The 23,212-nt window shown below is 32.3% G+C and carries 19 protein-coding genes and 1 pseudogene; 7 read left to right on the top strand and 13 right to left on the bottom strand.

Annotated features, from left to right (window positions below; translation table 11 throughout):
- Positions 1–257: 257 nt before the first annotated feature.
- Positions 258–998, top strand: a complete 741-nt coding sequence (locus tag ACFVR2_RS19785) for an AzlC family ABC transporter permease (RefSeq protein WP_387365628.1) — start codon at positions 258–260, stop codon at positions 996–998.
- The gene (locus ACFVR2_RS19780; RefSeq protein ID WP_387365625.1) at positions 995–1,300 is read left to right on the top strand and encodes an AzlD domain-containing protein; all 306 of its coding nucleotides are present in this window, start codon (positions 995–997) and stop codon (positions 1,298–1,300) included. Before ACFVR2_RS19785 ends, ACFVR2_RS19780 begins: the two co-directional genes overlap by 4 nt.
- Positions 1,301–1,419: 119 nt before the next feature.
- Here the strand turns inward: ACFVR2_RS19780 and ACFVR2_RS19775 are convergent, their stop codons facing one another.
- From ACFVR2_RS19775 to ACFVR2_RS19765, 3 genes are all read right to left on the bottom strand, one after another.
- Positions 1,420–3,309, bottom strand: a complete 1,890-nt coding sequence (locus tag ACFVR2_RS19775; protein WP_387365622.1) for a S53 family peptidase — start codon at positions 3,307–3,309, stop codon at positions 1,420–1,422.
- 591 nt (positions 3,310–3,900) lie between these two features.
- Positions 3,901–5,685, bottom strand: coding sequence for an ABC transporter ATP-binding protein (locus tag ACFVR2_RS19770; protein WP_387365619.1), 1,785 nt, complete (start codon positions 5,683–5,685; stop codon positions 3,901–3,903).
- 1 nt (position 5,686) lies between these two features.
- Positions 5,687–7,438, bottom strand: a complete 1,752-nt coding sequence (locus ACFVR2_RS19765) for an ABC transporter transmembrane domain-containing protein (RefSeq protein ID WP_387365616.1) — start codon at positions 7,436–7,438, stop codon at positions 5,687–5,689.
- A 479-nt stretch (positions 7,439–7,917) separates the two neighbouring features.
- Here ACFVR2_RS19765 and ACFVR2_RS19760 point away from each other — a divergent pair.
- Together ACFVR2_RS19760 and ACFVR2_RS19755 are read left to right on the top strand one after the other, a co-directional pair.
- Positions 7,918–8,568, top strand: a pseudogene (locus ACFVR2_RS19760) (type II toxin-antitoxin system SpoIISA family toxin).
- A gap of 71 nt (positions 8,569–8,639) precedes the next feature.
- Positions 8,640–8,837, top strand: coding sequence for a hypothetical protein (locus ACFVR2_RS19755; RefSeq protein WP_387365613.1), 198 nt, complete (start codon positions 8,640–8,642; stop codon positions 8,835–8,837).
- A 477-nt stretch (positions 8,838–9,314) separates the two neighbouring features.
- Here the strand turns inward: ACFVR2_RS19755 and ACFVR2_RS19750 are convergent, their stop codons facing one another.
- The 6 genes from ACFVR2_RS19750 to ACFVR2_RS19725 all read right to left on the bottom strand — a co-directional run bounded on the left by ACFVR2_RS19750 (position 9,315) and on the right by ACFVR2_RS19725 (position 16,773).
- On the bottom strand, positions 9,315–11,609 hold the full coding sequence (locus ACFVR2_RS19750; protein WP_387365610.1) for an FIMAH domain-containing protein: 2,295 nt from the start codon (positions 11,607–11,609) through the stop codon (positions 9,315–9,317).
- 935 nt (positions 11,610–12,544) lie between these two features.
- Positions 12,545–12,757, bottom strand: a complete 213-nt coding sequence (locus ACFVR2_RS19745; protein ID WP_056476721.1) for a YneF family protein — start codon at positions 12,755–12,757, stop codon at positions 12,545–12,547.
- A gap of 86 nt (positions 12,758–12,843) precedes the next feature.
- Positions 12,844–13,281 (bottom strand): sporulation inhibitor of replication protein SirA, encoded by a 438-nt coding sequence (gene sirA / locus ACFVR2_RS19740; protein WP_069032347.1) that lies wholly within the window; start codon positions 13,279–13,281, stop codon positions 12,844–12,846.
- A gap of 192 nt (positions 13,282–13,473) precedes the next feature.
- Positions 13,474–15,477, bottom strand: coding sequence for a transketolase (gene tkt / locus ACFVR2_RS19735; protein ID WP_387365607.1), 2,004 nt, complete (start codon positions 15,475–15,477; stop codon positions 13,474–13,476).
- A gap of 187 nt (positions 15,478–15,664) precedes the next feature.
- Complete coding sequence (locus ACFVR2_RS19730) at positions 15,665–15,904, bottom strand: DUF896 domain-containing protein (protein ID WP_387365605.1); 240 nt, start codon at positions 15,902–15,904, stop codon at positions 15,665–15,667.
- A 212-nt stretch (positions 15,905–16,116) separates the two neighbouring features.
- Positions 16,117–16,773, bottom strand: a complete 657-nt coding sequence (locus ACFVR2_RS19725; protein ID WP_387365602.1) for a YneB family resolvase-like protein — start codon at positions 16,771–16,773, stop codon at positions 16,117–16,119.
- A 140-nt stretch (positions 16,774–16,913) separates the two neighbouring features.
- Between ACFVR2_RS19725 and lexA the strand changes: the two genes are divergently transcribed.
- Positions 16,914–17,561, top strand: coding sequence for a transcriptional repressor LexA (gene lexA, locus ACFVR2_RS19720; RefSeq protein ID WP_387365599.1), 648 nt, complete (start codon positions 16,914–16,916; stop codon positions 17,559–17,561).
- Positions 17,562–17,670: 109 nt separating this feature from the next.
- Complete coding sequence (locus ACFVR2_RS19715; protein ID WP_387365596.1) at positions 17,671–18,297, top strand: GyrI-like domain-containing protein; 627 nt, start codon at positions 17,671–17,673, stop codon at positions 18,295–18,297.
- An 84-nt stretch (positions 18,298–18,381) separates the two neighbouring features.
- Here the strand turns inward: ACFVR2_RS19715 and ACFVR2_RS19710 are convergent, their stop codons facing one another.
- The 3 genes from ACFVR2_RS19710 to ACFVR2_RS19700 all read right to left on the bottom strand — a co-directional run bounded on the left by ACFVR2_RS19710 (position 18,382) and on the right by ACFVR2_RS19700 (position 20,266).
- On the bottom strand, positions 18,382–18,822 hold the full coding sequence (locus ACFVR2_RS19710; RefSeq protein ID WP_387365593.1) for a hypothetical protein: 441 nt from the start codon (positions 18,820–18,822) through the stop codon (positions 18,382–18,384).
- Positions 18,823–19,164: 342 nt separating this feature from the next.
- Positions 19,165–19,581, bottom strand: coding sequence for a GNAT family N-acetyltransferase (locus ACFVR2_RS19705; RefSeq protein WP_387365590.1), 417 nt, complete (start codon positions 19,579–19,581; stop codon positions 19,165–19,167).
- A 55-nt stretch (positions 19,582–19,636) separates the two neighbouring features.
- Positions 19,637–20,266: a peptidoglycan-binding domain-containing protein gene (locus ACFVR2_RS19700; RefSeq protein ID WP_387365587.1), complete on the bottom strand. Its 630-nt coding sequence runs from the start codon at positions 20,264–20,266 to the stop codon at positions 19,637–19,639.
- 197 nt (positions 20,267–20,463) lie between these two features.
- Here ACFVR2_RS19700 and ACFVR2_RS19695 point away from each other — a divergent pair, with 197 nt between their 5' ends.
- Positions 20,464–20,799, top strand: a complete 336-nt coding sequence (locus ACFVR2_RS19695) for a L,D-transpeptidase (RefSeq protein WP_387365585.1) — start codon at positions 20,464–20,466, stop codon at positions 20,797–20,799.
- A gap of 114 nt (positions 20,800–20,913) precedes the next feature.
- Here ACFVR2_RS19695 and ACFVR2_RS19690 read toward each other — a convergent pair whose 3' ends face one another.
- Complete coding sequence (locus ACFVR2_RS19690) at positions 20,914–23,211, bottom strand: glycoside hydrolase (RefSeq protein WP_387365582.1); 2,298 nt, start codon at positions 23,209–23,211, stop codon at positions 20,914–20,916.
- Between the last annotated feature and the right edge of the window lies 1 nt (position 23,212).

Genomic DNA, 23,212 nt, shown 5'->3' with positions numbered 1-23,212 from the left:
CCCTCTTTTTAACTTCAAATATACTTTAAATGAAAAATTCATAAACGATCTTAAATATAAAAAAAATTATATTTTTAGTATTATAAAAATTTTCTTAATTTTATAGTATAATCATATGACAATCTTTGGTGGCCAATCCTTTTTCAAACATAAGGTGAAGGAAAAGATTTTAAATAGCTGCCATCTCATCTATTGAACACTTTATTGTTCTTATTTTACTAAAAGATATTTTAATTGAAGGGAGTTTATAACTTAACATGTCTACTGTTTTGCAACAATCAAAAACTACACACACAAAAGCGAATCGTAGTAAGGAAATGAAAGACGGATTTTTAGCGTCAGTTCCTTTAATTATTGGCTATTTACCTGTTGCTTTTACATTTGGATTAATTGCAAAGCAAGCTGACATTGATGTACTAAATACTCTTTCGTTTAGTGCGCTTGTTTATGCTGGAGCTAGCCAGTTTATGGGATTATCCATGTATTTGGCAGGAGTTACTTTTTTCCAGATCTATATCGCTACATTTATTTTAAATTTTAGGAACTTTGTTATGAGTCTATCATTTAATCATCAGTTTAAAACCCTACCATTTTGGCATAGAGTCTACTTATCTATCACACTAACAGATGAAAATTTTGCTGTTACTACATTAGGTAAAAAAAGCAGTTCAGCAAGTTATTCATCCACTTATTTAATTACATTACATACAATTGCTTATTGTACATGGATAAGCGGAACTATTTTAGGTGTTGTTTTTTCTAAACTTATTCCAAAGATTATTAGCGAAAGCATGGGAATATCTTTATACGCTATGTTTATCGGGTTATTAACCCCAGCCATTCGTACAAATTGGAGAGCCTGTTTAATCGTATTAGTGAGTATGCTACTAAATTTCATCCTTTCATCTTTTTTAAGTCAAGGCTGGTCATTAATTTTGTCTTCCATTCTTGCTAGTTTACTTGCAATTGTATTAATGAAAGGAGATCACAAAGAATGATTGTCTTTTTACTTGTTTTAGGTATGTGCTTAGTGACAATGATTCCCCGAATTATTCCAGTATTTATTGTTGATCGGATTCAATTTCCAAACTGGGTATCCTCTTGGTTAAAAGGCGTTCCATATGCTGCATTGGGTGCATTAATTTTCCCAGGAATATTAAGTGTTCAAAAGGGAAATCTGAGTGTCGGACTAATTGGTGGATTAGTTGCAATTATCTTATCATTACTTAGATTACATATCATTTTCGTTGTTTTTGGAGCAATAGGAACGGTTTTAGTGATGAAACTTTATTTTATTTAGTTAATTATCTATAGTTATAATCTATTTTCAACGATCAAACTTTTAATTACTTAAGTTTTTACTCTTCACATAATAACAACAAAAAAGTCGCAAATAGATGCGACTTTTTCTTTTTAAATTTATTTATCTGACGTACTGAATTTATCAGCTAATTTTGCTACATCAGGTATTCCAAGTCCTGTAGCTTGGTTATAAAGCGTACCTGGTGTACCAGAATAGAATAGATTATCGTTTTCAGCACCTGATTTGTTTAATGGCGTGAAAGGTGATGAGCTTTGTTGTGCAAAGCGGTAAATTTGCGGATTCCAGAAACCAACTTGAGTGTGATCTGCACTATTAATTAGCGCCGATAACCCATTCAGTTGAGGTGATACGAAACTAGTTCCACCAAATACAGCATATCCAGAATTTGTACCTGGTTTACCTGGTTCACTTAAATACACATAATATCCAGTATATGGATCTGCAGCCATTGATAAATCTGGAAGGTTACGGCCTGTACCTTTTCCTGAAATAACAGTTGGTTGTTTGTATGTTACATTTGATAAATCTGGTGAAATAGTAAACTCATCTACTGCAGTAAAACTGTTAACTCCACTAACTCCCTTTTGATAATCTGGAGTTTCAAAATGAGTACTGAAACCTCCACCACCACCATTAACTAAGTTAGCATCTGGTAGTTTTCTAGCTTTGTAATAATCGTGTAGATAATCCCATCCCCAAGCACGTTCTTCACCTACTTTGACATCGACACCTGTTGAGTTAGAGTGGAATTGGAAAGGTAATGTCGTTCCACCTGCTACAGTAATATACGGACTTGCTGCTGGGAAATCAGCTGTCAGTTTAAATGCTTTTTCTGCACCTCTAGTTTCATCATAAGCACCTGCATCTCCAGCTGCCGCAAACATCGATATACCTTGTGCTGCTGCCTGCATAAATAGCTGATTAAATGTATCTTCATACTCTGGTGCTTCCATTTGTTGCTGTACGTATGAATCAATACTTAGTTCACTTGATCCCCAACTTACTGAAATTTGTTTTGCTACATTATCATTAATTGCATTCGAAAACGCATCCACAAATCCAGTATCCGAGTTCGGACCTACATACACATTAATATTTGCATTAGGAGCAATTGCACCTGCTTGCTGTACATCTAAAGTAGTTTCTTCATAACCATCCCAGCCAGAACCGCCATCTACTTCATTTACTTTAATACGATTAGGTTTTGTTTGAATCCCCATATTATCCCAGAATTTATATGCATCGTCTGTATTAAATTCTGCTAAAGTTACAATACCGATTGTTTGGCCAGCACCATCTGCACCCTTTTTATAAAGTGGATTAACATTGTAATGACTTTGTAAATCTTGCGGTGTTAAACTCAGTGGACCAGTTGGTACATCCTTCTTATCAATAATTGTTGGTTGTTTAACAGCTCTTGATTCTAAATTTGAATAATTATTTAAACCTAAAATACATAAAATATTATCTGAAATTACTTTTGGTAAAGTTGGATTCTTTTTAGTAGAGTGAATTCTTTTTCCTTTATAACTAGCATTTTCTAATTCTACATTTAAAGCTTTGTTTAATTGAGCTACTGTTCCTGTTGCTGTAATTGTTAAATTATTTGCATGAACATCAGCTTTAATACCATATGATTGCAGGTAAGACATAACGGAATGGATATAAGCTGGATTTGGTGCATATTTAGCTTTGAATTCATCAACACTTAAATATTTACGATAATGAGGAGAGTATGGTGTAACTGTTTCCTTTATATATTTTTCTAAATCATCTTTGTTTTGAAGTTTCAAAACAAAATCGATTGATAAAGTAGTATTAGGATCCATGTCTCCAAAATAATTTGTTCCGTCAAGTACAGCAGACCCTGTACCTTGGGCTACTTCTTTATTTACTTGTGCAGCTACTTTAAAGGTTGGTGCATTAACTAATAATAAAGAACTTGCCGCTGCTACTGTCATTAATGGTTTTTTCCAGTTTTTCAAAGCATATTCCTCCTTGTTGGGTACGTCTAACTTCAATATCGAAAGACTAGTATAGTAGAATAATAATTTAATATCCTTTAATTTTTTGTTTAAATTCAAAAATACTAAATCTATTCTCTGTTATCGATTATAATTCTCGAAATAATCTAACAAAAGGAATATTATTCGATACAAATAGCTAAAAACCAACAATTTCCGAACAATTACAACAAATTTAGTAATATTTTTAGTAATATTTCCCTTTTTTAAATTTACTATAATTGAATCAAATTAGAAAAAGTTTATTAAGTTTTTAATATTAATTATGTATTCTAATTAGATTTTAATTATTATAATATAATTATTTTAAAAATATTTAGTACATTTCAGAAAAATTTCCCACTTGTACACTAAAACGCCAATGCATATTAAAAAAATTATGTTAATCAGAGATTACTAGAATAATTTTAAACATCAAACTAATGACAATCGCATTGGATCTATTAATCAGCACTTTATGGTTTTATTAATTATGGGTTAATTTTTATTAATATCCTCCTGAATATAGTTCTAAATAAAAAAAAGTAGCTAGAAAATCTAGCTACTTTTTCATTACTCGGCCAATAATAAAGAACCTTTATTTTGTAATAGATACATATTATAGTACAATCCTTGTTTTGCAAGAAGCTGTTGATGGTTGCCTTCTTCTACGATTTTGCCTTTATGCAATACATATATGCAATCAACATCTTGAATTGTTGATAAACGATGAGCGATGATTACCGTAGTTCTACCTTTTCTCATCTCTGTTAAAGCTTCTTGAATTGCTTCTTCTGTTTCACTATCAATATTTGCAGTTGCCTCATCTAAAATAAGGATAGTAGGTTTAGCTGCGATCGTTCTAGCAAACGTGATTAATTGACGCTGACCACTTGATAATGTTGAACCTCTTTCAACAACTGCCTCATCATAACCATTTGGTAATTTTTCAATAAATTCATTCGCTCTAACTAATTCGGATGCTTCTTTAATTTCTCTCTCAGTTATTTTGTTATTATACATAGAGATATTCCCTTTTATATCTCCAACAAATAAATAAGGATCTTGTAAAACTAATCCGATATTAGTACGTAATTCACTTTCTTCAAATGTTGATAGTTTTTGTTCATCGATCTGAATTTCTCCGTCTTTCACATCGTAAAAACGTAATAATAGATTCATGATTGTTGACTTACCACTTCCTGTATGACCAACAAAGGCCACTGATTGACCAGGTTTAACTGAGAATGATATATCATGAATTACATTATGCACCCCGTCATATGCAAATGAAACATTCTTAAAATCAATACTTCCTTCTTTTACTTTTGGTAAGTCAGTTCCTACTTTAGTAGGAGCTTTTTGTTCTTCATCCATTAAGTCAAATACTCTGGATGAAGATACAACAGCTTGCTGTAATAGAGATAATTTCATCATCATTTGCGTGATCGGTTCAAAAAATCTTTCTAAATAACTTACAAATGCATAGACTGTACCAATCTCAACTGGATTACTAAAAGAAGTAATTCCAAAGAAGCTAAGAACAAACATTATACCAATTGTATAAATTAAATCAGTTGCTGGTCTTAAAAACAGAGAGTCTAATCGTATTGTTTTTACACCTGCATTATAGTGAGATTTATTAACTCCCTCAAATTCATTTTGTAATCTTTTTTGTTGGTTAAATGCTTGTATGATTGACATACCTTGTAAGTGTTCGTTTAATTTAGCATTTAGATTACTTAACTGCCCTCTAGTTTCCATAAAAAATGGAAAACTCTTTTTACGATAGGTTAATATGATAAAATAAACAATTACAACTAACCCTACACAAATCGTTGCTAATTTAGCGTCTAATGAGTACATCGCAATAATGATTCCCACTAAAAAGACAATTTGCTGGATAAACGTTGCCAGCACACTAACATAAAAATCTTTTATAGCTTCTGTATCATTTGTAATTCTTGATACAATACTTCCAATTGGCGTTTTATCAAAAAACGAAAATGCTAATGAATGTACATGTTCATAAACTTTCATTCTTATATCTTGAACAACTTTAAAAGCAATTTGTTGAAACATTAAAAGCTGTAAATATGATAAAATGATTTTTCCGATTGTTATTGCAACATATATAGAAAATAACGTTATGATTGTATCTTTTGGAAAATACCTTTTCATTAAATGATCATCTAGAAATCTTTTAACTAAAATTGGACCATACATTTCACATGCTGTTGCAAGGAATAAGAAAATAAATGCAAAAGTCAGTAAAACTTTATATTTTTTTAGAAATGAAAGAAGACGTATCAAATCTTTTTTCTGCCTTGTAGCATCGATTTCAATCTCCTGATTCATTTTATCTCCCTCCTTGCTCTACTAGTTCTTCTAGTTGTTGTCTTTCAAACATTTCTTTGTACCAACCATCAATTTGAACTAATTCGTCATGTTTACCTCGTTGAATAATTCTTCCTTCGTCTAAAACGATGATTAAATCACTATGCATGACAGCACTCATACGATGAGAAGTAATAAATGTTGTTTTCCCACTTCTTTCATCCTTTAAAGAATGTAATATTTTTTCCTCTGTTTTTGCATCCACCGCAGATAAACAATCGTCTAATATCAAAATATTAGGGTTTTTAATTAAAGATCTAGCGATTGAAATTCTTTGTTTCTGGCCACCAGATAATGAGACTCCTCTTTCTCCTACAATCGTGTCGTAGCCTAACGGGAATTCTAAAATATCCGCATGAATATTAGCAATCTCGGCAGCTTTATGCACTGTTTCGATTGAAGAATCAATTTGACTAAACGCAATATTTTCCTTAACTGATGAAGAAAATAAGAAATGTTCTTGAGGTACATAACCAATATGTGATCTAAGAGACAATAAAGTTGTATCTTTAATATCTAAGTCGCCAACTGAAATACTCCCGTTAACTACTTCATATTCTCTCAATAAAAGTTTTAAAAGCGTTGTTTTTCCTTGACCAGTTTTACCAACTATTCCAATTGTTTGACCTTCTTGAACATTAAAATAAATGTCCTTTAATTCAAAATTTGATTCTTTATTAAACTTAAATGAATCAATTGAATAAGTAATTTCACCCATCGGAAGTTTTTCTAATGCATTTTTTTTATTTTGAATTTCAGGTTCAACATTCAATAAAGAACGTATTCGATCATAAGAAGCGCGGCCTCTTTCGACAATATTGAATAACCAACCAATTGCAAGCATCGGCCATATTAATATTCCTAAATAAGTCACAAATGTAATTAATTGACCAACAGTAATATCATCTGCAATAACTAATCTAGAACCATAAACTACCGCAATAATATAGCAAATCGAAACGACTAACATGATTGTTGGATCAAAAAGTGCATCAATTCTAGCAACTCTCATATTGTATTTCACTACTAAATCTGCTTGATTTTTAAAAGCGGTTACATCTTCTTTTATTTGCCCTAAACTTCTGATAACCTTTAAACCACTCATACTTTCTTGAACTTTATTATTTAATTCTGAAAATGATTCTTGCGCTAAATGAAAACGTTGATGTAATAATTTACCATAATATTGAGTCAAAATGGCCATAACAGGTAATGGCAAAAGACTAATAAGCGTTAACTTCCAACTTATTGAAACCGCCATCATAATTAGTACCGATCCACCTAAAATAATGGAATCAACAAAAGTCAAGATCCCAGCCCCAGCTGTCTCGCGTACTGCTTGAACATCGTTTGTTGCGTGAGCCATTAAATCTCCAATTCTATTTTTTTGATAAAACGATGGAGACATTTTTGAAAAATGATTATATAAATCATCCCTAAGCTGTCTGGCTAATTTTAAAGAAGAACCAAATATTAATCTCCTCCACCAATATCGAAATGCATAAAGAAGTAACCCATTAATAAAGATTAACACTACCCAAAAAAGTAAGTTTTTACTATTAAGTGAGTTTTTTACCATTTCATCAATTACATAACCAATAACCTTCGGAGGTAGTAGCTCTAAAATTGCAACGATTACTAAAAGAGATATTCCCCATACATAGCTTCTTTTTTCTTGTTTGAAAAACCAAAACAAATCTTTAAAAACTGACATTCCTTCACCCCCGCAATGCTGATTAACTAATTTTAAAATATTTCGAAAACTCAAAACATAGTGTTCATTATAACATAAAGTTTAAATGTTTTTTAATAATTTGCTCATTTAAAATGGTTGTTAATTTTCGGTAAAACCAAAGTTATGCAAGTCTATAAAGATTAACTGGAATGACAAAAAATAGAAATAAGTAGACATAATAATCATTCCTTTCTGTGGTAAAATTTATATATAGAGGTGAATTATGGAAGATACTCGAGATAAATCTAAAAATCTATTAACTACGAGAAAAAGAATTTTGATCCCAATCATCTAATATTGCTACTATTCCTTTTAAATGTTGTGTTTGGAGATTATATAATTAATTTTTCCCAACAAAATAAATGGTTTATACTAACCGTGTTTTTAGCCATCATATTATACACAAGTTGGGCATTTAAAAAGTTTTTTAAAAATCAAAAACAAAACCTAAGGATAACATGGTATTTTTTTTCATTGTAGGAACTGTGTTATTGCTTAAACAAAGCGGCTTCAATGTAAATGAGTGGCAACACTTCACATTGTTAGCAGGAATGTTCATCTTTGTAGATTTAGCTTTATTCCTTACACCTACCATTAAGAAAATAGGTGGCACTGCAATGGAACAAATCAATGAAGTAGAAAGCGTCAATGATGTAATGAAAAAAATTATCGTTCAAACTCAAAATAGAAGTCTACAATTCACAGATATACTTGATATGATGAAAATTTCCTCATTTGAGACACAAGAATGGAATGAGATTGAAAGTTATCGGAAAAGTTTGTAAGACTTTTTGTTTACTTATGGTGAAATTTACAGACATAGTATTACTGTTTTTAAGAAAGACAAAGACATTAACTTTAAACAAGAAATAGGTGCTGTTCTGGGAATTAACATTACTGAAGAACAACTCACTTTACTTAATGAAAAAACGGTAATTCAAATTAACGAACAGATTGCTCTCATTCCATATCTTGAAAAAATTTTTCCAGTAGTAATTTCTATAGACTCGCAAAAAGAACCTATATTAGATATCGACGTTGATCACGTAATTAATTTGTCTCTGATACATAGTAGGTTAAAAAAGCCTCATCAAAGTGATTCAGAGTAACAGAGAATAATATAGATTATAAAATATAAGTTTGATAGAATTATGCTATTAGTTTGAAGAGGAGTGGGAAAATGCCAAATAAAACAGGATCAACAAATACAAATTTAGTGGCGAATGTAAATGGTCACGGTAGAGTTAAGTCTCCCTTCTTACATGAAAAGGCCACTCGAACTACCCCACGAACATCTCCATCTTTATTCACTAGAGAAATATTTAAAAGAAGTGACGAAGCCTTAAATCGCTTAAAAGCTAGTCGCATCAACGAATAAATATAAAATGTTTTAAACTTTCATAGATTAGCCATACAAATAATATATTTGAACAAAGCTATGTATGGGAGATGATGAAATGAGTGATAAAAAACAGAAAAGCCCCTTTTTAACGAACAAGCCCACAGGTACTTTACCAAAACGTTCTAAAAAAAGTAGTTTATAACTGAACTTGAATAGAAAAATAAAGGATGAAATTGATAAATTTTAAAAAAACAATTAAAGTTTGTTCACTCTAAGGTTCTAAATAGTTCGTATACATTAAAGGCTCCGATAATTAATCGGAGCCTTTTAATTATGTTAATTTATCACAAAAAAAACCACTTCCCATTGTTTCATTATCCAATAGAAAGTGGTTTCATTTTTACTTATTATTGTATGGACTAAATGTTTTCTCATTTTTTTATGAAGGATTCACACTTTAGTTTTCTTCCATTTCTCTGGCAAAGTTACTCTACCTTGAACAGTGAATCGATCCTATTTCCAAACCTCAATCATTGCATCCGCATACGCTTTTAAACTGTTAAACGCTTTTGCGGAAACCTTTTTCGAAGCATTTTGATTATCTAGAAAACCTTTAAAATCATTAATATGTTTGACAACCTTATCCGCAGAACCTTTCTTTTCAAATTGTTCTACTGAATTCAAATGTGCCTTTAATGCTTGCGCAGATCCTGCTTTGAAGGCTCCCGCATTATTGAAGCTATCGATAATAGAATTTAAACCTGTTGCATTAAGATTGCTTAGCAAAAGATTGCTATCGTTAGCGCTTTGATTTGAGTCTGTTTCTGAAGTTGCCGTAAAGTTAATATTGGCCGGAACTGTCATACCCTTAGGAATTTTCACGTACACAGGTACATCAACGGTTTTACCCGGTTCAACTGCTACAACATTGTTATCAAGTTGAACTGTCCAATCATCACTTGCAGAAGCGTTAACACGAATAAGATCCTTTGCTTCGCCGGTATTAGTAACATTAAAATGATAAACTGCCACTTTGCCCGCTACAGCCGGTTGTATAGTGCCAGCGCTTACATTTACCCCGCGCTTATAGGCACCTGAGCCCTCCGTATTACGAACGGCAACCTGGTAATGTAGTACACCGTCATTGCCTTTGTACTTCCCTAAAATGTAGAATTGAAGTTTATTGTATGGATCGATGTACTCACTGACAACATCGTCTTTGCGAATAGAACCATCGAATTTTCCGCCGACCAAACTAGCCCCATTTCCTGCATGGAATAATGAATCCAGGGTTTGCCTTGGGTCACCTTTTGTAACCGAAACTGTTGTACCGTCAGGCTTTGTAAAGTCCTTCAATGCGATATCTTCAGGATGTGAATCAACTGGCCAAATAAACGGGGCAGTCTCCGCATTTTTCGTTTTGGAAATCAATACACCTGAATCGGCTGCAAAGGAATCCGCACCAACTCGGTCTACCACTTCAAGGGTGTAGTTATTGTACTTAGCATTGTTTACGTTGCCGATCATATCGTTACGCCAGTCACCGCTTAGATAATTGCTTGGAGTTAAATCAGTCATACTGATGTTGATCCCATGGAGTCCGCTTCGGCCGAATTTACTGCCAATTGGTACTTCACGTGCGATAATATCCGCAAACACCGGACCAGTCTCTTTTAATTCATCACGGTTGAGCTGCTGTACTTCATCATTGGATAAAAATCCCTGTTTCATCTTATTTCGAAGCGTATGTGGTGCCGGTAACGATGAACCAAGGGTTGCCGGAATCATCCAGCGGGTATGCGTTCCACCTGGTCCATTAAATGACCCACGACTCATCGTTTCCCAATACCCCGCATAGGTTCGAGGATCTAAAGCTGCATTATTATAGTTATCGCCCAGACCCTTAAGGTGACCAAATTCGTGAGCAAATGTTGACATACCATCACTTTCACCTTGAATCGAAACACGAATCGATTTGCCATTTAATGTTGCACTCGATGCAGCAGACCAAATAGATTTTGCTGCAAACCACGAAGTCCAAGGTACATAACGAGTTTTTGCCCAGTTTGACATGATCTCAAATCCAGTTAAATTCTTCGGTGGCCCAAATTCAGCAGGCACCGAGTTCTGATTCATAAACTTCATTTCTCCCAGTTCTTGCCAAACGGTTGATTCATCATAGCCAGCATGTACAATGAACGCGAAGTCATAGTTTTTTCCTGATGCGACTATGTCGGCTGTTGCAGCATTTATGCCATCTTGGAAGAGATTCCCAGTTTTATAATTACTTGGCAGGGAGCCAGGATTAAAACTGTCAAGCCCATACTGAAATTCGTATTTATCCAAACGGTAAGGTCCATAAGAATCAAGGGTTACACCCCATTTTCCATATGAGTTCTCTTTCCAAAAACCATCGATTGTCTGATAATGATTTAGCTCACTTGGAACATTCAAGTAATTTGTCCAAAACTCCCCGAGTTTTTCGCGAGGAACGGCATTTACTTGTGGATTACCGATAAGATCTTTCCCCTTAGGCAAGGTCAAGATAAAATCCTGACCCGGAAAATCGACCAAAATTAGAGCCCCTTTAAGGTTTGTTTCCGGTTGAATACTCTTATCGGTACTCCAATTTACACCAGGGACTGGTTTATAATCATTCCAGGTCATATCCTCTGGATTCACCCAAGACTGCGGATCCAATGGTCCGGGCATTTTATCTAGACCTGGTTCTGCAGCAAATGCGGCTGTTGAATACATCGTAATCATTAAAGTGGTCGATAATGCAGCTATCTTATTTCTACGCTTCAAAATGATTCTCCTCTCACTTGTAAACTATTATTTATGTAGCTTTCTTTTTCGAATTTGCCCTTTCAATTATGTAATGTCATCATTTCTTTTTTTTATATCGTCACCTCCTGATCAAGCTAAAAGCATACTTGCATCCCCCCTTTAAAGTTATAAAACACATAGTCATAAATCGGCAAACAACCTGCCAAAATTCCTCCCCTTTCATGAAATCGATCTTTTAGATTAACCTAACAATTTACTAATGAATCGAAATCATTGATAGTTTACGAGAATGCATAAATATGATAAAACACTATAAAATATTTAATAATTTGTTAACAATTCTAATCTTTTAATAATGAGTAATTTGACAAATATTGAAACTACTATAAACTTTTTTATCGACTTTCTCCTTCGTATAACTTGTTAATTAGTTAGAAATCGACGTATTAAACGATTTTATTTTGAAGTATTTGTCAATTGTTTATGGATTTTGATATGTTTTGTATAAAAATATTTGTTCTAAAATAACTTAACTAAGTATTAATGATTAAGGAATTTACACTTAAATAATGAATAAGTATTTCTTAACAAAGTACTGTATTGGAATGTTGTATAAAAAACTGTAGGATAAGCAGTATTCTTCTAAATGCAAAATTCAAGAAAAAAAATAAAAAAACACCAACTTTTCGCGAAAGTCGGTGTTTTTTTATTTTAACTTTTCCCTCTAACTTTTTTTGGTAATCATAAAAATTTTTCTCTCTAAAAACATAAAAACCACTCGCCCATTGGTTAATTCCAACAGAATAAGTGGTTTCAGATTGTATAATGATTCATGATTTAAATAATTACAAATTCTTGATGTAGGATTCACTTAAAAGAGCCTCTTCCAGAAAGAATATGTTCAATATTTATTTCAAAACAAGCCATAAAGCCTTATATTTTAAAAGGATTTATTATTTTGTTTGGTTGTTCATAGCCTTCATCATTTGGTTAATTTTCTTTTGTGAAGGTTTTTGTCCCATTTGAGCCATCATTACTTTTAACATTTGTTCATTAATTGGTGGATTTTTCTTTAAGTAGTTCATTGTATATTGACGAGCTATGAAAAATCCAATCGCTACACCTGCAATTAATGCTAAGATGCCGACTAGAAAGTATACCCACATTTTATTGCTTCCTCCTTAAAATCATCTAGAAACAATTTTACTAAAACTAACCAGTTTATACAAGAGCAAACTGCAATTTAATCGTTTTAAATATACTTTTGATAGGCGATAGGTCTTAGCCAGCCAAATCGCTGATCCTTCACATCAATTGCAATGAATGTTGAACGAAATTTTCTTAATAGCTCAAAGAATATTGTTTCTGCCTCTAATGATCCTTCTGCATATAAAATAAGTTCGTGAGGATAAAGTTTTAGCTGAGCTTTTGCACCATCATCAAGTTCGAGAAGATACTCTCCAGTTTCCTCATAAAAGTAGATCTGTTGAGAATCAAATTTGCGAATAAATGTATGTAGCTCGAATAAAGGTATTGGTTCTGTTATATATTCTAATTGTTTTTCGATTATTTTCCTTAGTTCAATAGATGAATAATAATACTCATATACTAGTTGATATATTTTATGCTCTTTTCCATAAAATTCTATAGACAGTGGTTCTCGAATTAAAAAAATTTTATATTCCCTCATATCTTGTCCACTCCCAACAACTATCTGTAAGGAAAATTATATAAAATTCCATTCAAATTATTTGTCATTTTTAAGGAGTGAAAATCAACTAGTTTTGTCGAAAACTCTTTAATAAAGCATTATATTGAAAAAAGGTTTAGGAAATAGGAAAAGAATTTAAAATTCTTTCCCTACTTTTCCCATCTTTACCTTTTATTGTAATACTTTTTTTGCTGCTGAAACGACATGATCAACAGTAAATCCGAATTTCTCCATTAATAAGTTACCTGGAGCAGATGCACCAAATGTATCGATTGAAATTACTTCTCCATCTAATCCTACATATTTATGCCAGCCGAATGAAGAACCCATTTCTACTGCTACTCGTTTCGTAACTTCCTTTGGTAATACTGATTGTTTATATTCAGCAGATTGCTTTTCAAATAAGTCCATTGACGGCATCGAAACAACTGATGCAGAAATTCCTTCTGCCGCTAATTTTTCTTGTGCTCCAACTGCTAATTGTACTTCACTACCTGCTGCAATTAATACAACATCAATTTTATCTTGTTTCGCAGGAGAAAGAACGTAAGCGCCTTTTGAAACTTTGTTATAAATATCAGTAGTAGTACCCTCTAAAGTTGGTAAATCTTGACGAGACAATACTAACATTGTAGGTGCATCTTTAGCTTCTACTGCCACTTTCCATGCTGCTGAACTTTCATTTCCATCTGCTGGACGAATTACATTAAGATTAGGCATTGATCTGAATGCTGCTAATTGCTCAACTGGTTCATGCGTAGGTCCGTCTTCACCAACTGCGATACTATCATGTGTAAATACATAAGTAACTGGTAAATTCATTAAAGCAGCTAAGCGAATTGCTGGTTTTAAGTAATCTGAGAAAACAAAGAATGTTGCGCCAAACGCATGAACTCCACCATGTAGAGCCATACCATTTAATGCTGCACCCATTGCAAATTCACGTACACCGAACCAAATATTACGCCCATCGTAGCTTTCTCTCGTAAAGTCACCTTTACCATTCATATACGTTTTATTAGATCCAGCTAAGTCAGCAGACCCACCAAAGAAACTAGGTAATACGTTTGCAATAGCGTTAATTGCTTCACCTGAAGATGAACGAGACGCAATTTTTTTACCTACTTCATATTTAGGTAATGCTGTTTCTAAATTTACCGTAATCTTACCTTCAATCGCATTCTTTAATTGAGCTGCTAATTCAGGATATTTTTCTTCGTATTTTGCAAAAGTAGCATTCCACTCAGCTTCTTTCTTTTCACCAGCTTCAACAATTACTTTATTAAAATGTGCATACACTTCTTCTGGTACATAGAATGCATTTTCATAACCCCAAGCATACGCTTGTTTCGTTAAAATCGTTTCTTCTTTTCCTAATGGCTCACCGTGAGATTTTGATTTACCAGATTTATTCGGAGAACCGTAACCGATTGTTGTTTTCACTTCAATTAAAGTTGGTTTTGATAATTCCTCTTGAGCTTTTTGGATCGCTGCAGTAATTTCATCTAAGTTATTACCATCTTCTACTCGAATTACTTGCCATCCATAAGCTTTAAAGCGGTCTTCTACGCTTTCAGAGAACGAACGATTTAGTTCTCCATCTAATGAAATATCATTTGAATCATAAAGAACTACTAAGCGTCCTAATTGTAAATGTCCCGCTAATGAAGCTGCCTCTGCTGAAACACCTTCCATTAAATCACCATCACCACAAATTGAGTATGTAAAGTGGTCAACTACATTTAAATCTTCTTTATTATATGTACCTGCTAAATGACGCTCTGCTAAAGCCATCCCAACAGCCATCGCAATACCTTGTCCTAGAGGACCTGTTGTTGCTTCAACACCGTGTGTATGTCCAAATTCAGGATGTCCTGGAGTGTTGCTTCCCCATTGACGGAAGTTTTTAATATCTTCAATTGATACTTCGTAGCCTGATAAATGTAGCATGCTATATAGTAACATTGAACCATGGCCTGCTGATAACACAAATCGGTCTCTGTTAAACCATTTTGAATTTTTTGGGTTATGATTCATAAATTTTGCAAACAATGCATATGCCATCGGTGCAGCGCCCATTGGCATTCCTGGGTGACCAGAATTTGATTTCTCGATTGCATCAATTGATAATGTACGAATCGTATTAATTGCTAATTGTTCAATATTATTAGACATAAATTTCGCTCCTTTAGCTTATTCACAAATATTATCATATAATTTACCATGATTTATTACAATAACTAACACTTAGTTTTGACATTTTTAACAAATTATTTCCAAGAAATAGAAAAAAGCAGAATATTCTTCTGCTTTTATCTGTTATTATTTACAAAATATAAAATTTTATATTGTTAAAACGTTTTTAATGTAAGTTTTTTTTACGCATTGCTTTTTCATATTTTAACTTTGCAGGTGTAATATCGTTCCCTTTTTCATCAACAATTTTAATTGAAGTTAATTCATCTACCATACGAGAACGAAAATCTGCTAAATATTCTTTTCTTAATTGATCTTGTTCAACCTTCTCTTCAGGACTTAACCCTACTTCTTTTGCCTTTTTTGATAATTCATTTATTCTATCTAAAGTTTTTTTAGTAACCATTAGTAACCTCTCCTTTATTTGTATCTTATCTATTCATTGTTAGTTCCATCACTTTGATAATCAGATGATTAAATAGATGTCTTTCTTTGCGAAAAGTCTGATGAGGTGCGGAGTAAAGTGCACCGCCTTTAGCAGGCTATACAACGAAGAAAGCGATCTTTTGTTAGAGTCTGATATTCTATTCAATGTATCTCATCTTACAATAAATTGCATTAGCTTTCAATATTGGAGATTTCTTTCATATATTCATTATATCTTCTATTGACGGTTGCCTTAGAAACGTTATAACCAAATCCTTTTAAGGTAGCTGCAATTTCTTCAAATGTTAGGTCGTTTTGACGTAATCTTACAATTTCAGAAATCGGTAATTCCATCTTATCTCTACCACCAGCATTTACACTACCTTCTAAGTTTTTTTGAGGCTTATACCCGTTTTCAACCGCCTTTCTCATACCTCTTTTTATTTTCATATTATGAATTTTCCGTTGATATTCCTCTACAATACTTAAAATTTCTAAAACCATTTCATCGCTTTCACTTAATTGGAATTGTCCATTTTGAGAAGAGGTAAATAATTTTATCCCTTCCCTTTTTAAAAAATGCAATAAAGCGATTCTTGCATGCCCTCTACCTAATCGTGTTTCATCTTGTATTAACAATGCATCAACTTGGTGCTCTTTTATAATTTGAAACAACTGGAAAAGTCCTTCTCTTTCTACTTCATATCCACTGGCCTGTTCGCCTATTGTTTCTAGAATACACATTCCCATCCGCTCACCTAATTCGGTTAGTTCACTCATTTGTCTATTTAATGATGTTTCTTGTGAATCCTTTGCTGTACTTACTCTCGCGTAAATTATTGCATTCATTAACTGTTCCCTCCATACGAACACGAAAACTACTTTAATAAAAAATAGAACTAACGTTTGTATATCATATCCTATCATGATATAATGAAAAAAATAAAGAGGAACGTATTATCTACTTTATAGGCAAGGGGGAAATTCGAATGAACAAACTATCGAAAAGGCAAGCAGAAATTTTAGCTTATATTAAAGACGAAGTAAAAATTAAAGGTTATCCACCTTCAGTTCGAGAGATTGCTGAGGCTGTTGGTTTAGCTTCAAGCTCTACAGTACATGGTCATTTAGAGAGACTAGAACAAAAAGGCTATATTCGAAGAGACCCTACTAAACCGCGTGCAATCGAGATTCTTGGCGATACAGCTACGGTTGTGAATGAAGTACAAGCATCATACTCTGAAATCCATAACGATATTATTAACATTCCTGTAATCGGTAAAGTAACTGCAGGTATTCCAATTACTGCAGTCGAAAACGTAGAAGAATATTTTCCTTTACCGACATCTGTCGCTCCATCTAACGAACAAGTTTTTATGTTACGAGTAGAAGGAGAAAGTATGATCAATGCCGGTATTTTGAATGGCGATCTTGTAATCGTTAAAAAACAATTCACTGCTGAAAATGGAGAAATTGTTGTTGCCATGACTGAAGATAGTGAAGCTACAGTAAAGCGCTTTTATAAAGAAAGCGACCATTTTAGACTTCAACCTGAAAATGATGCCCTGTTTCCAATTTTATTAAAACAAGTATCAATTTTAGGAAAAGTAATAGGAGTTTATCGTACATATCATTAAACCTTTTGAGAGCAATGACATATTTATGTGATTGCTTTTTGTTTTTAACAAGCATATAGTCAAAACAAAATCAACCACACTAACTTATAAATTTAAGGGAGTTTTTTTAGTGAGTAAACTCGAGTGGAGAAAAAGTTTAAAAGAAATTTATTTACCAAAAAGTAAGCCTAGTAAAATTAAAATACCAAACTTTAAATATATAACGATTGAAGGCAAAGGCAATCCAAATAATGAAGTATTTAAAGAAAATGTCGAAGCGCTTTATTCTTTAGCTTATGCAATTAAAATGTTGCCTAAAAAAGGCATTGTTCCAGAAGGATACATTGATTACACAGTCTTCCCTCTTGAAGGGGTTTGGGATTTAGATGAAGAAGGTCGAAAACTAGACTATTTAAATAAAGAACATCTTTTATATAAATTAATGATTAGACAACCTGACTTTGTTACAGAAGATTTAACCTACATCATTTTAGATCAACTTAAACAAAAAAAGAAAAATCCACTGTTAGCAAACGTAAAATTTGAATCGATTACAGAAGGCTTATGTGTTCAAACGATGCATATCGGAAGTTATGATGACGAGCCACGAACTTTTAAATTAATGGAAGAGTTCTGCAAAGAGAATCATCTACAAAGAGTTCAAAAAACACATAAAGAAATCTATATTTCTGATGCAAGAAAAACTCAACCTGATAAATTGAAAACTGTTTTAAGGTTTCAAGTGGAAGAACGATAGACAAAATAAAAGAGCTTGGATTTTCCAAGCTCTAGACTTACTATTAGATACCTGTAACATATCACGTTTAAATTAATCAGTTTATCATTCACTATAACTTTCAAAACTCTTCTCTAAATCATCTCTAAACGCAATTGCTAAATAATTATCAATTATATTTCTAGTAATAGGTGATTGAAATACTTGACTCTTATACGCCCCACCATCATATTCAATTATATCAATCTTATTTTCAACCTGTTCATTTTGCACTTCATCAAAATATTTAATACTAACTACTACCCCAGAGTCATCAATCGTAATCAATAACTCTCTTTCATTTAATAAGACCTCAATCACACTATCTTTATCGATCATAATATCAAATTCACCATTCGAAACTTCGATTTCCTTTTTTAAAGACTCCTTTAAATCTACAAAATAAGATTCAAATTTTTCACACATCTTACTGTATGCCATATTTTCTGTAACAGTATCTTTATATATTGCTTTTGTTTTTAAGATGAATTCCCTTTTAAAATCCATATTTCCACTCCTTGTAATGATATAATTGGAGCATTTATATATTATTACTATTCATCATGTATTGAAAAATAGAATAACAGGAAGAATGTATTTAGAATTTTTTTAAACTGATTAGCCTAAAGTAACAAACTAATCATTCCATCAGGACTTTTTACACACTTTTTCGTATTTATTGTAAATAAGATTACACTTTTTAAATTAATCTATGAAAAGGTAGTAAGTTTGAGAATCGGATGAGATTAAATTGGTATTGAAGATGGGTATTTGGAAGTGGCTATTGATATTTGGGGTAATAAAATTATTTTTATTCTTCTTCAAAAAATTAAATGCCGAAAATATCGTTTAATCTATTAATTTAACATAAATAATTTCAGGATCCCCTTCATCCAAATTATCGATAAATCCACTTTCAATATATCCTAAAGATTGAAATACTTTTTGCATTTGGATATTTGATCTATTTGTAGATGAAAATAATTTCTTTTCTGAAAAAACTTCAACATATTTCATGAGATTTTTTGCTATACCAAGCCTCCTCATGTTTGGTGAAACAATTATTAAATCAATAAATAAATGGCCAAAGAAAAATTTATGAAAAATCATAAAACCTACTATACTTCCATTCAATTCACAAACTATGCATCGATTTTCTTTAATTGATAGTTTAATTTGATTTTCCCTCATTCGACTTTCAATAATTTGTGAATCCAGAATTACGACCGATTCACAATCATTTAGATCCGCATTTCTAATTTCCACTTACGTTCTCCTTTTCTTAAAGATAGTTATAGTTAACCTTTTCTATAAAATACTTTTAAACCCTTTTATGTATTATGTTAATACTAATAAACCTGTATTTAAAATCATACAGGTTCACTCTTTGAAATTCTTTAACTGCTTTTTCAGTTAGGATTCCGAAAATCCCATCCACTTTAACGCCTATTTTTTCTTGAATTTTCTTTACTTGCACTCCCCTCGAACCTTTTTTTAAGATTCCCTTATAAGGATCTAACTCAATTTGAATAATCCTTTTATATAATCCATTTTTAATATTTGCATTATTTACAGAGATAAGCACATCTGCATAATTAGGAGCTACTGCCCAACCTGCTGCAGCAATCGCATTAAATTGCTCATTAGCAGTTTTGTAAGTTTTAACTTTACTGTACCGTGGATGACTTAAAATAAAATCAACATAGCCTTGAACTGGATCATTATATTTTATATAATATCCACCTTCATTTTTAGGTCTAGCTGTTCCTCTACTACTAAGAGGTAAACCTGGATACCACGTTTGACCTGCGATATTGTTATTTTTCTTAAAATTTTTAGACGTAAAATGTGCTGTTTCTACTTGCCATTGAGTATAAATCACTTCAGTTAACCAGCCAATTTTTTTTGAAACTTCTTGGGCAAATTGAAAATATTTAATTGTATTAGACATTATAGACTAATCCTCTCCTTAAAATGCTTGTCCTATAGCGTATTCGTTTGCTCCAATCTTGGTTCTAAGGAAATAGTAGAAAAGGTATGGAAACTGTCTATTTTTCTATTTAAAAATACATATATTTTATTACTCCTCTTGTATTTAACAACTATTAAAGTTTCTTCATAGGATAGTTAAAAACCGGAGCTGATAAAATGACTAATTGGATCTATATTTCTACATCAAACCGTCAGCTAAAACTTTTCGACGGCAATACTCTGCTTAAAACTTACCCAATCGGTGTAGGAAAAATGCTTACTCCTACTCCTACAGGAACTTATACAATTATTAATAAAGATCCAAATCCTGGTGGACCTTTTGGGGTACTATGGATGGGACTATCAGCTCCACATTACGGAATTCATGGAACTGATAATCCTGCAACAATTGGCCACTTTGTTTCACATGGTTGTATTCGAATGTACAATAAGGATGTTCTTGAGTTATCTTCGATGGTTCCAATTGGTACCGGTGTCGTTATTCATCAATAAACAACAAAGGGTTGTTTAAAAAAACACCTAAAAATACAAGAGCTGTAAAACTTGTAGTTTTAGGTGTTTTTTAGTTTTGTTTATAAAACCTAGTCTGGAGAACTGCCTTATTCTTTAATTGTTAGGACTAAATACAATCCTTTGATTCCCTTCATATATAATAGCTGTCTTTGCTAGGATCATCTCATTTCGGTAATTGAAATTTTTATCCGAAAAGTTAACAATAACTTTGAGATCTTTACCGAATTCAGTTGATTGAACAGTTCGATCCTTTGTAAGGATTTTATAATTTGTCATTTCTTTTTGTACTGCTTTTTCATGAAATGGTGACCATATTTTTAAATATGATGTTATCATCTTTTTATTTTTCTCCCACTCTTTTGAATCAAGATGATACAAAGGAGGAACATTATATAGTATTTCATAGAGCATCCGATTTGTTATTTCATCTTGTATTTTTAAGCTACCAAATTCCCAATGATGAGTAGTGATTACTGAATTATTATATACTAATTTATACATTGGTACTGTATACGTTGGACTCAAATATACTTCACTATAAAGCTCTTTAATCGGTACTTGCTTACTATATCTTTCTGGAATATCGTTCCTAGGAGACCAATATCCGCCCACATAGTACTTACTTTGTTTATTTGTTCGCATATCAGCATCACTCCATTGAATCACAGGTGTTTCAATACCATGAGCAAATGCGATCGTTTTACTTGCGAAGTCATTACCACCTTCAGAGCCTACTATCATGTTTTTCTTCGTTGCAATATAATTCATTCGATTTAATCGAGCTGCTAAATCTTGTTTCTGTGTAATCGGGTGAGCTTTTGTATAGTCATCATAAATTTCTCCTGTTGCATCACAATCGATGAACCATGTATTAAAATCAATTCCACTTTGTAATATAGCACCTACACGTTGTTTAACACTTGGTAAAGATAAAGTTGGATTAAGTTTCCTTCCCCTACCTAAAAATCCTTTTATTTTTTCATTATTTTTATTAGTAATTGTTGCACTTTCATAAAGTCCTTTATCTTCAAATGACGCTGTATTCCAATCTATTGATGCATTCTTTTGAATTGAATGGTATGAATCATAAGGTCCGATTAAATAGCCTAGTTTGTTTGCTTGTTTAACCATTACTGGATTCATTAATCCATTTGCCCAGTTAGGAAGACCAATCCAAGCTTTTTTAATACCAGACTTATATAAATCATTTACTAAATCAATCGAATCATTTTTTGCCCACTTACTTATCGGGTCTATTGAAGCCCCTAGAGAAACTTTTAAAAGATGCTTATTTAATGTATACAATTCTTGCTCACTTAGCTTACTGATCCCCTTATTAATTAATTTATTTGATTCATCATCTAACTTGGTGAAAATTGATTTATTATAAAATTGCTTTAATTTAACAACACTATTTAAGGCTTTTAATAGACTGTTTTTTTGGTAATTATCAAGATAGGTTTGTTCTTTTGCATTATTAAGTACATTCCTATACTCATCAACTTCTTCTGGATAATGCTCTTTCATTAGCGTCAAAGTCCATTGGAAGAATTCACTATCTAATTCCTTTTGAAATAAATGCCAATTTATGTTTTCACTAGAAATCGCTTCATTATTCCATAAATAAATATGCGGGGCACCATATAGCTTTTCTATATTTCGGTTCTCTCTACTTTTATCGGCTAATGTTTTAAATTCTCCCTTCTCAACGACAAAATCTTTATACACCTTCGCAATTTGAACAATATCCTTATTTGTTACATAAATTCGGAAGCCGTATGTTTTATCTGGATTAATGTTTGGAAATTCATGTTCAAATGCAAATTTAATTGATGAATTCGAATTAAATTTCACTGTATTATTGAACATATTTTTAGCTATATAAGTAATCGAATACTTTCTTTTATTTAGTGTGAAAAATCTCATTGAAAAGCTTTCAGCAAAAGAGAGTTCTTCATTTGATAAAAACTTCTTCCAATTTACATCGTTACTAGGAATCATTTTTCCTTCTCCAAAAGGTAAGATATAACTTGGTGAGCTTACTGTTGGCCACACAAATTTAGTTGAACCAGATGACTTAAGTGTTACGTCTAAGTAATTTTTTTTCTTTTGAATATCGATATCCATTTTTTTATTGGGATACCTCCACGAAACAGACTGTTTTGTTTTTACTAGATTTGTAACCTTCTCCTTTTCCATAGGAAGTGACGCACTTTCCTTGACTCCATCCTTCTCAACAAAGAGTTCAAAAGTTTCAGGCTTAACATCAAAAGTAAAATTACCTGGTTTAATAGTTAAACTAGTAGTAGACTTTTTATTTACTTGCTGGCATCTAGATAAAGTACTTATTAATAAAATACTTGTACAGATTAAACTAATTATTTTTTTCATT

The organism is Gottfriedia sp. NPDC057991 (assembly GCF_042886615.1).
In the GTDB taxonomy this organism is placed as follows: Bacteria; Bacillota; Bacilli; order Bacillales; family Bacillaceae_G; genus Gottfriedia.
Note: the sequence above shows the minus strand (reverse complement) of the source record. Positions and strands in the feature narration are given on the sequence as shown.